Source organism: Nitratireductor sp. ZSWI3 (assembly GCF_024655565.1).
GTDB lineage: Bacteria > Pseudomonadota > Alphaproteobacteria > Rhizobiales > Rhizobiaceae > Nitratireductor.
In genome coordinates, this window is sequence record NZ_JANKOF010000005.1 from 64,654 (window position 1) to 80,293 (window position 15,640).

General features: G+C 60.3%; 13 protein-coding genes. 10 read left to right on the forward strand and 3 right to left on the reverse strand.

Going from position 1 to position 15,640, the window contains the following annotated elements; all coding sequences use genetic code 11:
- Positions 1-220: 220 nt before the first annotated feature.
- Positions 221-1,174, reverse strand: coding sequence for an SMP-30/gluconolactonase/LRE family protein (locus NUU27_RS03350; protein WP_257760636.1), 954 nt, complete (start codon positions 1,172-1,174; stop codon positions 221-223).
- A 130-nt stretch (positions 1,175-1,304) separates the two neighbouring features.
- Between NUU27_RS03350 and NUU27_RS03355 the strand changes: the two genes are divergently transcribed.
- The 10 genes from NUU27_RS03355 (at position 1,305) to xylB (ending at position 13,830) form a co-directional block, all read left to right on the forward strand.
- Entirely contained in the window at positions 1,305-2,066 is a 762-nt protein-coding gene (locus NUU27_RS03355) for a GntR family transcriptional regulator (RefSeq protein ID WP_257760637.1), read from the forward strand.
- Positions 2,067-2,252: 186 nt separating this feature from the next.
- Positions 2,253-3,971, forward strand: coding sequence for a dihydroxy-acid dehydratase (locus tag NUU27_RS03360; RefSeq protein ID WP_257760687.1), 1,719 nt, complete (start codon positions 2,253-2,255; stop codon positions 3,969-3,971).
- Positions 3,972-4,258: 287 nt separating this feature from the next.
- On the forward strand, positions 4,259-5,287 hold the full coding sequence (locus NUU27_RS03365; protein ID WP_257760638.1) for a LacI family DNA-binding transcriptional regulator: 1,029 nt from the start codon (positions 4,259-4,261) through the stop codon (positions 5,285-5,287).
- A 17-nt stretch (positions 5,288-5,304) separates the two neighbouring features.
- A complete protein-coding gene (xylA, locus tag NUU27_RS03370; protein ID WP_257760688.1) occupies positions 5,305-6,603 on the forward strand; it encodes a xylose isomerase in 1,299 nt (432 codons plus the stop codon).
- Positions 6,604-6,626: 23 nt separating this feature from the next.
- Positions 6,627-7,682 carry a sugar phosphate isomerase/epimerase gene (locus NUU27_RS03375; protein WP_257760639.1) on the forward strand — a complete coding sequence of 352 codons (1,056 nt, stop codon included), beginning with the start codon at positions 6,627-6,629 and terminating at the stop codon, positions 7,680-7,682.
- Entirely contained in the window at positions 7,682-8,818 is a 1,137-nt protein-coding gene (locus tag NUU27_RS03380; protein ID WP_257760640.1) for a Gfo/Idh/MocA family protein, read from the forward strand. The genes NUU27_RS03375 and NUU27_RS03380 overlap by 1 nt, the downstream gene beginning before the upstream one ends.
- Positions 8,818-10,344, forward strand: a complete 1,527-nt coding sequence (locus tag NUU27_RS03385) for a sugar ABC transporter ATP-binding protein (RefSeq protein ID WP_257760641.1) — start codon at positions 8,818-8,820, stop codon at positions 10,342-10,344. The genes NUU27_RS03380 and NUU27_RS03385 overlap by 1 nt, the downstream gene beginning before the upstream one ends.
- Position 10,345: 1 nt before the next feature.
- Complete coding sequence (locus tag NUU27_RS03390) at positions 10,346-11,341, forward strand: ABC transporter permease (RefSeq protein ID WP_257760642.1); 996 nt, start codon at positions 10,346-10,348, stop codon at positions 11,339-11,341.
- A gap of 29 nt (positions 11,342-11,370) precedes the next feature.
- On the forward strand, positions 11,371-12,324 hold the full coding sequence (locus tag NUU27_RS03395; RefSeq protein ID WP_257760643.1) for an ABC transporter substrate-binding protein: 954 nt from the start codon (positions 11,371-11,373) through the stop codon (positions 12,322-12,324).
- 63 nt (positions 12,325-12,387) lie between these two features.
- A complete protein-coding gene (gene xylB, locus NUU27_RS03400) occupies positions 12,388-13,830 on the forward strand; it encodes a xylulokinase (protein WP_257760644.1) in 1,443 nt (480 codons plus the stop codon).
- Positions 13,831-14,009: 179 nt separating this feature from the next.
- Here xylB and NUU27_RS03405 read toward each other — a convergent pair whose 3' ends face one another.
- On the reverse strand, positions 14,010-14,603 hold the full coding sequence (locus NUU27_RS03405; RefSeq protein WP_257760645.1) for a DJ-1/PfpI family protein: 594 nt from the start codon (positions 14,601-14,603) through the stop codon (positions 14,010-14,012).
- A gap of 68 nt (positions 14,604-14,671) precedes the next feature.
- Positions 14,672-15,637 (reverse strand): substrate-binding domain-containing protein, encoded by a 966-nt coding sequence (locus tag NUU27_RS03410; protein WP_257760646.1) that lies wholly within the window; start codon positions 15,635-15,637, stop codon positions 14,672-14,674.
- Positions 15,638-15,640: the final 3 nt, after the last annotated feature.

Genomic DNA, 15,640 nt, shown 5'->3' on the forward strand with positions numbered 1-15,640 from the left:
TCCTAACTCATCTTGTTGAAATTATTTGATTCTTCGTCTGCGACCTGAGATCCAAAGCGAGCAATCGCGGCTTGCCAGATCGGGCATGAGCCATCTGCCACGGGGACGGCCCCTCGATCACCGCGAAGTCACATCCGGCATCCCATATGGCGGGGCGTTTCCCGAGCATCGCAGCCCCGCAAAAGATCATGACCACTGCCGCCACCGGTTCCGCCCCGTCTTAGATTGCGCGGCCGCTCCTCGAGGGCGTGTGCGAATACATCCGGCGTCCTGGCACGGGAAGGTCCGCTACGAGAACGTTTCCCGTGTCGGATTCAAGGATATAGAGTTGCGTGTTTTCCGGTCCGCCAAAGGCGATGTTGGTCACCCCGAGGGTCCCTCCCGGTCGGGCGATCTGGAAAGTCGGGTGACCGAGCTGGTTGAAGCCCCAGACGCATCCATTCCCCACGTGAGCAACGTAAAGCCCACCACGCTCATCCAACGCCATTCCGTCGGGGCCGCCCATCCCGCCCGAAAGCTGGATGAACACACCGACCTTGCTCACCGCGCCATCATCCATCAGCGGCAGCCGCCAAACCGCATTGGCTCGGGTCATCGCCACATAAAGCATCCGCTCGTCCGGCGTCAGCACAATTCCGTTCGGGCTTGGAGCACAGTCCAGCAAAAGCGTCAGACGGTCGCTTTCCAGATCGTAAGCGTAAACGCGACCATTGGGCATGTGCATGCCGCTCTGGCCCTGGTCAGTAAAAAACAGCTTTCCCGTGGAACTGAAGACGAGGTCGTTGCATCCTCGAAAACGCTCGCTATGGCGATGGGTCAGGAGTGGCCGGGGGGTTTTGTCCTCGGGAGCGAGCACAAGGATTCCATGCATGTAATCGGCGATTAAAACGCGCCCATCGTCATGAATCTTCAGACCATTAGGCCAACCATCATACTCGCAGCGAACGCTCCAGGAGCCATCTGGAGCAAGCACAAGAATTCTTCCGTGAGGCACATCGACCATCCACAGGTTTCCTTTTCGGTCGAAGCTAGGTCCTTCAAGAAAGACGTCTGCACGGCGATCAGGACGGTTGTATCTCGCCCACTCAGGCCGGTCGTCGGGCCGACGCAGCTCAGCGGGGGTCGTGGAGAAAATTCGAGCTTCAATCCTTTCAGGTGGCGGATAAAGCGACATTTTAGGGCCTTTCTTCCTATGCCGTGCGGCTCTTCATCGGTGACGACGTGGCAAAAAACCTCTTTAGCATTCCACAACAATTCTGCTAACAATCTTTTCGACACTTCTATTCGCCGATGGGCATCTCACGATGGACACGACATTGAACCGCAGCCACGACCACCCTCTCTATCAGTACGACAAGCCCGCTTACCGTGAGGAGGAGATCCGAAGCCTACGTGGAGATGACTTGCGCGTCGCAATTGCAGAAGCGCTTGAGGAGGACATCGTTTTCGGCCGTCTGCTTCCCAAGGAAAGGCTCATCGAGGAAGATCTCTCGGCCCGCTTCGGCGTCAAGCGATACGTGCTTCGCCAAGCGCTGGAGGAACTTGAATGGCTCGGACTCGTGCAGAGGGTACGCAATCGGGGATCCGTGGTCCGGCTTTACAGCGTCAAGGAAGTCGAGGACATCAATGCGGTGCGCGAAGTTGTCGAGGCCGAGGCAGCAAGGCAACTCAAGCTTCCGTTTGCTCCCGAGGACATCGCTGCATTGGAGAAAATCCAAGAGTATCACTCCGCGGCCAGCGAGCGAGGGGATCTGCGAGCGATATTCCGCAGCAACATCGCATTCCACAAATCGTTGTTCTCGCATTGTCCCAACAAAGCTCTTGTAGAAGTGATCGACCTTCTGGCGAGAAAATCCCATGCATACAGGTCGATATTCACCAACAAAGCGGAGTATCTCAGATGGGTGATCGACTCCCATTGGGCGATCATCGATGCGGTGCGTTCCTCCGACCGTGAGCGCCTCGTTCTCTTGTGCAGAAGCCATCTCGCCCCTGCAAAAAACCACTACATCGAGATGTACAGCACACCGAATGATCCCTCGGCACTCCGCACATCGCAAAGCTGACCCGTGGCGTGCCGTTGGACGCCGAAATTCCCGTTTCGGCATAGCGTACCAACCATATGCCGCTCGCCGCTGAAAATCCGATCGTGGCGTCGAGAACGGCGGAGTGGGTCGTGAAGGCAATCAGGTTGACGTCCTCAACCAGCTTCAACGGTATCCCCTTGAACGCGGTTGCATGAGGAATATTCGATGTGTGACGACAACGATGCTTATGAGAACAAGGGTCTATCGAAGGGGCTGACCAACTATGGAGATCGGAGCTTCAGCATCTATCTGCGCCGCTCTTTCGCCAGTTCGATGGGCTACAGCCGCCAGATGCTGGATCGGCCGATCGTCGGCATCGCTCACTCGGCGAGCGGCTTCAACAACTGTCACCGCCATTTCCCCGAGATGATCGACGCGGTCAAGCGTGGTGTGCTGGCAGCAGGCGCTCTCCCCATCGAGTTCCCGACGATCTCGCTCGGCGAGGTCTTCCTGAGCCCGACAAGCCTGAAGTTCCGCAATCTCATGTCGATGGATGTCGAGGAGATGATACGCGCTCAGCCGATGGATTCCGTTGTGCTGCTCGGAGGCTGCGACAAGACCGTTCCCGCTCAACTCATGGGCGCGGCTTCAGCGGGGCGACCGTCGATCCAACTTGTCGCCGGTCCCATGGGAACGAGCCGCCACAAAGGTGAACGTCTTGGCGCCTGCACCGACTGCCGCCGCTTCTGGCAGCGCTATCGTGCCGGCGATGTCGATGATCAGGGTATCGACGAAGTGGAAAAGCGCCTTGCATCCACGTCCGGAACCTGTGCCGTCATGGGCACGGCCAGCACCATGGCATCGATCGCCGAAGCCATCGGGATGATGCCTGCCGGCTCGGCGACCATCCCTGCAGTCGACGCGGATCGGCTGCGGCTGGCGGAAGAGACAGGCCGAATTGCCGCTTCGTTGATCGGCTCGGGCGTAACCCCCAAAGAAATCATCACCGAACAGGCGCTGGAAAACGGCGTGCGCATCTTGATGGCGCTGGGCGGCTCGACCAACGCGATCATCCACCTTGCCGCCATCGCCGGCCGGCTCGGCCTTAAGCTCGACCTGAAGAAGATGAACGAGATCAGCAACAACACGCCCGTGCTTGTCGACTTGAAGCCGACGGGCACCGCATACATGGAAGACCTGCACGCTGCCGGAGGTATTCCGGCCCTCATGCGTGAACTCCGGCATCTCCTGCATCTCGACTGCGCGACGATCACGGGCGAAACCATCGGTGACCGCATCGAGGCCGCCGACGACTGGGTGGACCGCAACGTCATCCATTCCATCGATGACCCCATCCGCGAGAACGGCGGTCTCTTGGCCCTCTTCGGCAACATCGCGCCACGTGGAGCGATCATCAAACGCTCAGCCGCTGATCCGAAGCTTTTTGAGAAGACCGGCCGTGCCGTCGTCTTTACGTCACTTCAGGATCTCGCCGCGCGGATCGATGACCCCAATCTCGACGTTACGGCCGACGATTTTCTGGTTCTTCAAAACGCCGGCCCACTCAGCGACTCGGCCATGCCGGAGGCAGGCTACATCCCGATCCCGGCCAAGCTGGCCCGGTCTGGGGTCAAGGATATGGTGCGCATCTCCGACGCACGCATGAGCGGCACGGCTTTCGGGACCATCATCCTTCATGTCGCGCCGGACACGGCTTCGGGTGGGCCGATCGGCCTGGTTCGGAATGGCGACATGATCGCGATCAGCGTGAAGGACCGGTCAATCCGGCTTTTGGTGTCGGACCAGGAACTGCAAGCGCGGCGGGCCGATCGGATAATGGAGGAGCGCCCGGCGATGCGCGGCTACGACATGCTCTATCGCGACCATGTCCTACAGGCGGATGAGGGATGCGACTTCGACTTTCTGCGGCAAATCGCTGATTGACCAGCCGGGCCTCAGTGCCAATGAGGCGTTTTGGATTTAAGCACGAATAGGCTTGAAACTCCAGAAAATCTCTCAGCATGGCGCCGTGAAAGCCCGTTAACGCCTCAGATACTACTGAATGGCGACAATCATTTTTCATTCATTCTTTTTCTTCAGTAATTTTAAGCCTCTGTAAGAAAACAGGAAAATTCATTTCAAACCACCTTTCAAAAAATGATTGACGCATATCATTTTGAGTGTAGCGTAAAGCTGCGACGGCACGAGAGTGCCGCGCACTGGGAGGAAAGATGAAGAGTCCGACGCTTCTTGACGTCGCGCAGCTTGCTGGCGTGAGTTATGCGACAGCCGACCGCGTGCTCAACCGGCGCGGCAATGTGGCGGAGAAATCCGTCCGCAAGGTCGAGGAAGCGATGGCGCAGCTCGGCTACATCCGCAATGTGGCCGCAGCCAACCTGTCCCGCAATCGTCGACATCGTCTGGCCTTCGTATTGCCCCGGCAGTCGCACTCCTTTTTCGGGCGCATGCATGAACAGCTTCGCAGGGCTGAACACCACATGAAAGCTGCGCGCGTTCAGCTGGATATCGTCGAATTCGAAGCCTTTGATGCCGGCGCGCTCGATACGGCTTTGACCAGGTTGCTTGGTCAGAAATACGACGGCATCGCCTTTGTCGGCCAGGGACACAGTGAAGCATTGGCCGCCTTGCGCGCCCAGGGCACGAAGGTTGTGTCCTTGGTTTCTGATGCCCCGGAGCATTGCCGAGACCACTATATCGGGATCGACAACGTGAAGGCCGGCCGAACAGCGGCCCGCTTGATCGGCATGACCCACAGAGGCAAGGCCGGGCATGTCATTTTGACCGCAGGCTCACTCGAGGTGCGTGATCACAGCGATCGCATATACGGGTTCAAAGAGGTGCTGCGATCGGATTTCCCGCAGATCACCGTATCTGAATTGATAGAGACGAAAGATCAGGACCGGCTGATGCGGGAGGCCTTGCGGGCTCGTCTCGCCGAAGAAGACGGTGCAACCGCGATCTATAACGCGGGCGCCGGGAACGATGGCCTGATTGAAGTGGTGCGGATGCTCGATCTCAGGGCGCAACTGTTTTGCGTGGTTCACGAAGTGTCCGGAAAAATCCGCGAGGCATTGGAAGAGGGCGTGATCGACGTCGCGATCGACCAGCGGCCGGAGATAGAGATGAACCGCGCCCTGGCCTTGTTGCAGGCCATCGTGGACGACCTGCCGCCTCCCCCGGCACCGGAGCTGATCCCCGCCATCTACGTGCGCGACAATCTGCCGGATGAACACTCATGACCCTTGAGGAACGCCAACTGATGAGCATTTTTTTTCATGATCTCGCACCGGTGCGTTATGACCCGGAAGCCGACGATCTTGCTTTCCGCCACTACAACCCCGACGAGATGCTCCTGGGCAAGCGGATGGAGGATCATCTGCGGTTTGCCGTGGCCTATTGGCATTCTTTCGCCTGGCCCGGTGGCGATCCTTTCGGGGGGCAGACCTTTGACCGTCCGTGGTTCGGCGAGACCATGGATCTGGCCAGGCTCAAGGCCGACGTCGCCTTTGAGATGTTCGATCTCCTCGGGGTGCCGTTTTTCTGCTGGCACGATGCTGATATTCGGCCCGAGGGAGACAGCTTCGCCGAAAGCCAGCGGAATCTCGAAGAGATCGTCGATTATCTGATCGGCAAGATGGAGAGCAGCAGGACGAAGCTGCTGTGGGGGACGGCGAATCTGTTTTCGCATCGTCGCTTTATGGCGGGGGCAGCGACAAACCCCGACCCCGAGGTTTTCGCCTGGTCGGCGGCGACGGTGAAAAACTGCATGGATGCGACCCACAAGATGGGCGGTGAAAACTATGTGCTTTGGGGCGGGCGCGAGGGCTACGAGACCTTGCTCAACACCGACCTCAAACGAGAGCGTCGGCAGGCCGGGCGGTTCCTGCAGATGGCGGTCGAGTACAAGCACAAGATCGGGTTCAGGGGCGCTATCCTCGTCGAGCCCAAGCCGCAGGAGCCAACGAAGCATCAGTATGACTACGACGTGGCGACGGTCTACGGGTTCCTCAAGGAATTCGGGCTGGAAGGCGAGGTTCAGATGAACATCGAGCAGGGCCACGCCATCCTCGCCGGCCACTCCTTCGAGCACGAGCTGGCCTTGGCGGCATCTCTGGGGATTTTCGGATCCATCGACATGAACCGGAACGACTATCAATCCGGTTGGGACACCGACCAGTTCCCCAACAATGTGCCCGAGGTCACACTTGCCTACTACGAGATCCTGAAGGCCGGCGGATTCACCACTGGCGGAACGAACTTCGATGCGAAATTGCGCCGCCAGTCCCTCGATCCGGTGGATCTGATCGCCGGCCATGTGGGCGCGATGGACGTCTGCGCACGAGGCCTCAAGGCGGCGGCGGCAATGCTGGAGGATGGCAGGCTGGAGGCGATGCGCGCCGAACGCTACGCCGGATGGGACAGGCCCGAGGGACAGGCGCTCCTCAACAGCGATTTTGAGACCATCGCGGCCAGGGTGCTGGACGGGGGCATCGATCCCCGGCCGCGCTCGGGCCGTCAGGAAATCCTGGAAAACATAGTGAACCGCTTCGTTTGAAAGCGGTCTACGGAGGGCAGACCATGAAAACCATCAAAGGACCCGCGCTGTTTCTGGCGCAGTTTGCGGGCGATGAGGCGCCGTTCAATTCGTGGGACAGCATCACCAAATGGGCGGCCGATTGCGGCTACAAGGGCGTCCAGGTTCCTTCCTGGGACGGGCGGCTGATCGACCTCGCCAAGGCAGCGGAGAGCAAGGATTACTGCGACGCGTTCAAGGGCAAGGCGGCGGAAAACGGCGTCGAGGTGACAGAGCTTTCGACCCATTTGCAGGGACAGCTGGTCGCCGTCCATCCCGCCTATGACGCTGCCTTCGACGGCTTTGCGGCACCTGAGGTGCGGGGCAATCCGGCCGCACGTCAGGAATGGGCCGTGGACCAGGTGAAGAAAGCCCTGACCGCGTCAAAGCATATGGGGATCGGGGCGCATGCGACATTTTCCGGCGCTCTGGCATGGCCCTACATCTACCCCTGGCCACAGCGGCCCGCCGGGTTGGTGGAAACCGCCTTTGACGAATTGGCGAAGCGCTGGTTGCCCATCCTCGACCATGCTGACGAGTGCGGCGTGGATGTCTGCTACGAAATCCACCCCGGCGAGGATCTCCATGATGGCGTGACCTATGAGATGTTCCTTGAGCGCACGCGCAACCACGACCGCGCCCGCATGCTTTACGACCCGTCACACTACGTGCTGCAGTGCCTCGATTACCTCGACAATATCGACATCTACAAAGATCGCATCCGCATGTTCCATGTGAAGGATGCGGAGTTCAATCCGACCGGGCGGCAGGGCGTTTATTCAGGGTATCAGTCCTGGGTCAATCGGGCCGGAAGGTTCCGCTCCCTCGGCGATGGGCAGGTCGATTTCAAAGCGGTGTTCTCGCAGTTGACCGCCAATGATTTCGACGGCTGGGCGGTGGTCGAATGGGAATGTGCGCTGAAGCACCCTGAGGACGGCGCGCGGGAGGGTGCGCAATTCGTCAAGGACCACATCATCCGTGTGACCGAACGCGCCTTTGACGATTTCGCCGATGGCGGCGCCGATGAGCAAGCAAACCGTAAAATGTTGGGGATCGACTGATGGCACGCATTCGATTGGGCATGGTCGGTGGCGGCAATGACGCCTTTATAGGCGGCGTGCATCGCATCGCAGCGCGGATCGACGATCGATATGAGCTCGTGGCAGGCGCTTTGTCTTCCAGTCCCGAGAAATCAGCGGCATCGGCCCAGGCACTCGGCATCCCACGCAGCTACGGCAGCTTTACCGAAATGGCCGAGGCTGAGGCCGCGCGTCACGACGAGATCGAGGCTGTCAGCATCGTGACGCCGAACCATGTGCATGCGGCAGCAGCACAGGCGTTTCTTGCCAAAGGCATCCATGTGATTTGCGACAAGCCGCTGACCTCCACCATGGAGGATGCGAAGGCACTGGAGAAAGCCGTGGCCGAGAGCGCTGCGCTTTTCGTGCTGACCCACAATTACACCGGCTACCCGATGATCCGGCAGGCACGCGCCATGGTGGAGGCCGGTGATCTGGGGGAGATCCGCATCGTGCAGGCGGAGTATCCGCAGGACTGGCTGACCAGCCCGCTGGAGAACGAAGGGCTGAAGCAGGCCGAATGGCGCACCGATCCGAAACGCTCGGGCGCGGGCGGCTCTGTGGGAGACATCGGCACGCACGCCCATAATCTCGCCTGTTTCGTCACCGGCCTGACGGTCGAAAAACTGGCGGCGGATTTGCAGGCTTTCGGGACAGGGCGCACGCTCGACGATAACGCGCATGTGATGCTGCGCTTTGTGGGCGGAGCGCGCGGGATGCTCTGGAGCAGCCAGGTGGCTCCGGGCAACGAGAACGCGCTCAAGCTCCGGGTTTATGGAAGCACGGGCGGGCTGGAATGGAGGCAGGAGGACCCGAACTATCTGTGGTTCACGCCTCACGGCGAGCCCAAACGTCTGATCACGCGCGGCGGATCAGGGTCCAACGACGCCGCCAGCGCAGTGAGCCGGATTCCCTCCGGCCATCCCGAAGGCTATCTCGAAGGCTTCGCCACGATCTACAACGAGGCCGCCGATGCCATCCGTGCCGTCCAGGCCGGGGCTGATCGGGCAAAGGCGATGGGCTTGCTGCCCGGGATTGCGGAGGGGATGAGCGGCATGTCCTTCATCAACGCCTGCGTCAATTCTTCCTCCGCTGATGCAGCATGGGTGAGCCTGTAATGTCCGTGCCTGTTCTCTCCCTCGAGGCGGTCGGCAAAAGCTTTGGGCCGGTCAAAGTGCTGCATGAGATCGACCTCGCCCTGCGGGCCGGTGAAGTGCATGCCCTGATCGGAGAGAACGGAGCCGGGAAATCAACCACGATGAAAATTCTGGCCGGCTATCAACCGGCCAGCACCGGACGGCTGCTGCTGGACGGCAAGGAAACCCGGTTTGCCAGTCTGCATGAGGGCGAAGCGGCGGGCATCGTGATGATCCATCAGGAGTTCAACCTCGCTGAACAGTTGACGGTCGAGCAGAACATCTTCCTGGGGCGCGAATTGAAACGCGGCCCCCTGTTGGACAAGGCCAGAATGCGCAGCCTCACGCGCCGCTATCTGGAGCACGTGAAATGCAGGGTGGCGCCTGATGCCCTGGTGTCTTCTCTGTCCAATTCCGAAAAACAGATGGTTGAGATCGCCAAGGCCCTGTCGCGGAATGCGCGGGTGCTGATCATGGATGAACCGACCGCGGTCCTGACCAACCGCGAGACCGAAGTGTTGCTGGAGCAGGTTCGAGCCCTCAAGGAACAGGGGACGGCGATCCTGTTCACCTCGCACAAGCTGGATGAAGTGGCCGCGATTTCCGATGTCGTGACGATCATGCGCGACGGGCATGTGGTTCACGCAGGTCCAACCTCGGAGACTGATGAAGACGGCATGGCCAAGGCCATGGTCGGGCGTGATGTATCTGACCTCTACCCGGCAAAGGGCCGCGGTCCTGCGACCGATACCGTGCTGTCCGTGCGCGGCCTCACCGTGCCCGGTTTTGCCCAGGATGCGAGCTTTGACCTGAAGGCCGGGGAAATCCTCGGCCTTGGTGGACTGATCGGGGCTGGCCGGACGGAACTGATGGAAGGCCTTGCGGGGCTGCGACCTGCCACGGCAGATCAGATCACCCTTTTTGGTGAGATCGTGACGATCAAGACGCCCAGCGATGCGCAGCGGCGGGGGCTTTGTTACCTGACCGAGGATCGCAAACTGCGCGGGCTGCTTCTGAACTGGGGCATGCGTGAGAATCTGACCTTGCAGACCCTGTTCAAATTTGGCGGGCGCTTCATCGACAGACGCGCCGAAGATGCCGCGCTGGACAACGCCATCCGGGAATTCGGCATTCGGGCGGGCAGCCGCGATGTGAAGGTGGGCAATCTGTCCGGTGGCAACCAGCAAAAACTGCTGCTGGCCAAGGTCATGTTGTCGGAACCGCGAATCCTGATCGCAGATGAGCCCACTCGCGGCATCGACATCGGAACCAAGCAGCAGATCTATGTCTTCCTGCGCCAACTGACGGCCAAGGGCTTTGCCGTCATCGTCATTTCTTCTGAAATGCCGGAGCTGATGGGTCTGGCCGACCGCATCATCGTCATGCGCTCGGGTCAGCTTGCGGGCGAGCTCAGTGGAGACGAGATCACCGAAGACGCAATCGTTCGCCTGTCCATGGGGCTGAGCGCCACGCAATCCGCCGGTATCCACCTGGCAGGAGCCTCCTGAGATGACCGATACGACCCTTCCCGCACCCACGCGCAGACTTCCCTCCATGGCGGTGCTCGGCCCGCTTTTGGCACTGATCGTGCTGATCGTGATCGGGGCGTTGATGAACCCGAACTTTCTGAGCGGTGCGAACATCACCAACGTGCTGGCTCGCTCGGCCTTTATCGGGATCATCGCTGTCGGCATGACCTTTGTGATCACCGCAGGCGGACTTGACCTGTCGGTGGGGTCGATGGCGGCCTTCATCGCCGGTCTCATGATCCTCGTCATGAACGCTGCGCTGCCGTCCATGGGTGTCGGCGTGCCGATCATCCTGTTGGGGATGGCCGTCGCACTTCTCGCGGGGACACTGGCGGGGATGCTCAACGGCTTTTTGATCACCACATTGGGGATCGAGGCCTTTATCGTGACCCTTGGATCGATGGGCATCTATCGCAGCCTCATCACCTGGCTGGCCAACGGAGGCACCCTGTCCCTCGGTTTCGAACTGCGGACGTTCTACCGGCCGGTCTATTTCGATGGAGTTCTGGGCGTCAGCTGGCCGATCATCGTCTTTGCCCTCGTCGTGATCATCGGTGAGATCATCATGACGCGCACGGCCTTCGGCCGTCATTGCGCCGCCACCGGATCCAACGAACACGTGGCCCATTATTCCAACGTGAACGTGAACCGCACACGGTTGCTGACATATGCAGCACTGGGGATGCTCGTGGGCGTGGCAACGATCATGTACGTGCCGCGCCTTGGTTCGGCCTCGGCTTCGACAGGCGTGCTGTGGGAGCTGGAGGCGATTGCCGCCGTGATCATCGGGGGCACCGTGCTGAAGGGCGGCTTTGGCCGGGTCTGGGGCACCGTGATCGGTGTCCTGATCCTCAGCCTGATCGACAACATTCTGAACCTCACCGACTTTGTCTCGCCATATCTGAACGGCGCGATCCAGGGGGTCATCATCATTCTCGCTGTGATCCTTCAGCGTGAACGCAAAGCGGCGCAATAGCCGTTTAACCAAGCTCAGGGAGGAGCAACATGAAACGCATAACGTCATTCATTGCAGCGGCAGTCGTAGCGACGCTTGGCACCGCAGCTCTTGCGCAAGACACTGAAACCAAGGTGATCGGCGTCTCCATTCCGGCCGCCACCCACGGTTGGGCCGGCGGCATGAATTTTCATGCCCAGGAAACCGTGAAGCGTCTCGAAGCGGTCTATCCGCAGCTCGATTTCGTGCTGTCCACCGCATCCGATCCGGCCACACAGGTCAACGACATCGAAGACATGGTCGCCGTGCGCGGCATCGATGCGCTGGTGGTGCTGCCCTTCGAATCCGACCCGCTGACGCCGCCTGTGCAGGCGGTGGCCGAAAGCGGCGCCTGGGTGACGGTCGTGGATCGCGGCCTGTCCGTGCCGGGGATCGAAGACCTTTACGTGGCTGGCGACAACCCGGGGTTTGGCCGTGTGTCCGGTGAGTTCATGGTTTCCAAAATGCCTGAGGGCGGCGACATCGTGGTTTTCCGCGGCATCCCGACGACGATCGACAATGAGCGCGTGGATGCCTTCACGGCCGCCATCAAAGATTCCGGCATCAATGTTCTCGCTATGGAGCACGGCAACTGGAACCGCGATGACAGCTTTACGGTGATGGAGGATTTCCTGTCCAAATATCCTAAGATCGACGCGGTTTGGGCATCGGATGACGATATGGCCATCGGTGTTCTGGCGGCAATCGAGGCCGCAGGCCGTGATGACATCAAGTTCGTTCTGGGCGGCGCGGGCATGAAAGAGATGATCCTGCGCACCTCAAAGGGGGACGAGATGATTCCGGCGAACGTGACCTATCCGCCATCCATGATCGCCACGGCGATTGAACTGACCGCCGTTGGCCTCACGTCCAATGCGCCGGTCTCGGGCACGTTCAAGATCGGCTCCGTCCTCGTGACCGAGGAGAATGCGATGGATTTCTACTACCCGGACAGCCCGTTCTAAGCTGCCGAACTCGTTCTGGCCGGCATCCCGCCGGCCAGAACTCCTCAAGCGAAGAGATTGCAAATGTTCCTTGGACTGGATCTGGGCACCTCGGGTGTCAAAGCATTGCTGGTGGACGATGCACAACGGATCATGGCTGTGGGGCATGGAAACCTGACCGTGGAGCGCCCCCATCCGGGCTGGTCGGAACAGAACCCGGACAGTTGGATCGAAGCGGTGCAAACTGCCATCGCCGAGGTCAGGCAAGCGGCCCCGCAGGCCTTCGCGGCGCTCAAATCCATTGGTGTGTCGGGGCAGATGCACGGAGCCACCCTTCTGGACGACCGGGACAGACCCTTGCGACCTGCGATCCTGTGGAACGATGGGCGCTCCGCCGAAGAATGCCGCATCCTGGAGGATCGTGCGGATTTTCGCGGGATCGGAGGCAACATCGTGATGGCCGGGTTCACCGCGCCGAAGCTGGAATGGGTCCGCCGGAACGAACCTGAGATCTTTGCAAGAACCCGCAAGGTGCTGCTGCCGAAAGACTATGTCGGCCTGTGGCTTACGGGCCGGCATATGTCAGAGATGTCGGATGCCTCAGGCACACTGTGGCTCGACGTGTCGAAGCGCGACTGGTCCGAGCTCCTGCTGGAGGCAACCGGCCTGAACCGAAGCCACATGCCCGACCTGGTCGAAGGCTCGGATCAGGCAGATAAACTACGCACGGATCTTGCCTCGGAATGGGGTGTCGGACCGGTCGTCGTCGCCGGCGGGGCCGGTGACAATGCGGCGACCGCTTGCGGGCTGGGAATCACCGCGCCCGGAGAAGCCTTTATCTCTCTGGGAACATCGGGCGTCCTGTTCACCGTTACAGATCGTTTCATCGCGAACACCAAAAATGCGGTCCACAGCTTTTGTCATGCAATCCCGCGAACCTGGCATCAGATGGGAGTGATCCTCTCGGCGACAGACAGCCTCAACTGGCTGTCGGAGATCACCGGGAAATCGCCGGAAGCCTTGACTGCCCTGCTCGACGCAGAACTGTCCGCGCCCTCCCCGGTCACGTTCCTGCCCTATCTCTCGGGAGAGAGGACCCCTCACAATGCGCCGGAAGCAACCGGCAGCTTTCTTGGCCTCAAACGGGAGCATGGTCTGAAGGAGATGACCCAGGCGATTCTTGAAGGGGTGGCCTTTGCGCTGGATGATTGTCGCCTTGCCATGGAAAATGGGGGAGCGGAATTGAACACCGCATGGGTCGCCGGCGGGGGAAGCCAATCCACGACCTGGCTGCGAATTGTCGCAACAGTCACGGGATTGACGCTGAAGGTTCCGCAAACCGGCGCCCAGGGAGCCGCGCTCGGTGCGGCCCGATTGGGGATGGCTGCAGCCGGGATCGAGAACCCTTTCCTGTCACCAACGATGGGAATGGTCATCGAACCGGAGGCCGATTTGATTGGTGCGTACAAGAGCCGTCAGGCCTGTTTCAGGAAAGCCGCCCCCGCTGCAAAACAGCAGACGAGCTGATTTGAAGGCCTTCGACGAGCCGACCGGAATGCAATGTCATTTGCGGCATCGATCAGGACACCGGCGCGCCGCCCCCTCTGGATGTTTGGTCTGCCGGATTTGTTGATCGAGTGATGAGCTCTTTGGGAATCGCGAGGGCCGCCTTGCGGCGGCCCTACGCATTTTGCTTCGCCTGTCGCTCAGCTATGACGGATTTCCGTGCCGAGCACCTTGAGGCACTCGCGCATGAAAGCCGCGAGGCCGGTCCAGCCCTTTGCCGACACCATCGTGCCATCGACGAAGGCCTCTTTCGGCTCGACGTCGATATAGGTCCCGCCGACCGCCGCGACCTCCGGGGCGCAGGCACCGAGGCCGGCGACTTTTCGGCCCTTGAGCACACCGGGAACCGCCATCAGGATCTGCACACCATGGCAGATCGTGAAGATCGGCTTGCCCGTATCGTGGAAATGCCGCACCATTGCCTGGATGCGTGGGTCGGTCCGGATGTACTCCGGTCCCCGGCCGCCGGCGGCGTAGACCGCATCATAGCTTTCGAGCTCGGCCTCGGCCTCGGAGAAGGTCTTGTTGATCTCGGCGAAATGGCCCGGCTTTTCGGTATAGGTCTGATCGCCCTCGAAATCGTGGAGCGACGTCTTGATCAGGTCGCCGGCGCTCTTGTCCGGGCACACGACGTGGACCGTGTGTCCGACGGCTTCCATACCCTGCTGGTAGACGTAGATTTCGTATTCTTCCGTGAATTCACCGGTGAGCATGAGGATTTTCTTGCCGCTCATCTGGATCTCCTGATTGTGGAAATGATCTGTCCGGCCGCCGCGAGAACGACCGGACAGGGTGTTTCGGTTCAGAACGGGGAACCCGGGAAGTAGAACTGATCCGCGTTCTCGGGGGTGATCAGCGGGGCATCCAGCTTGAACGAACCGCGCATCGGGGCTTGGCCGGCAAACTGTGCCGCCGTCATGTACAATGCAGAGGCGATCATTGACGGCGGATAAGGTGTCGAGATCGGCGTCCGTTCGTCGCCCGCTTTCACCATCTCGATCACCTGCTTCATGCCGTTACCGCCGAGGGCGTATTTGATCTCTTCTCGTCCGGCCTGATCGACGGCTTCGAGCACCCCGAGCAGCATGTCATCGTCATTCGCCCACACCGCATCGATATGCGGATATTGCGCGAGGTAGTCCTGCATCAGGGTAAAGGCTTCGTCCTGGTTCCAGTTGGCATACTGCATGTCGAGGATCTTGATGTCGGACTGATCGATGACCTCCTTGAAGCCCTGGATGCGCTCGTCATCAATCACCGTGGGGATGCCGCGCAGCACGACGATCTCGCCTTTGCCGCCCAGTTTCTCGACCAGCCACTTCGCCGTGTTCGCGCCGACGGCGATGTTGTCGCCGGCAACGTAGAGATCCTGGATAGACGGATCCGTAAGGCCCCGGTCCACCACGGTGATGAAGGTGCCGTTCGAGGCGACCTGCTCGACCGGACCGGTGAGTTCTTCCGACGTGAACGGCAGGATCACCAACGCATCAAGCTCGTTCGTCGCCGACAGGTCCTCCAGCGAAGAGACCTGCGCCGTCGCTGAAGAGGCCGTCGAGACGATCACGTCGATGTTCGGATACGCGGCCTCGATCTGCTTTTCCGCCTCCTGCGCGTGGTAGACGACACCGCCGGTCCAGCCATGGGTGGCGGCAGGGATAGACACCGCGATGGTGAACTCCTTGTCCTGGGCAAATGCGGGGCTGCCGCACAGCGTTCCCGCCACCACTGCGGCTGACAAGAGCGCCAAACCTCTCATTCTGATCTTCATCGT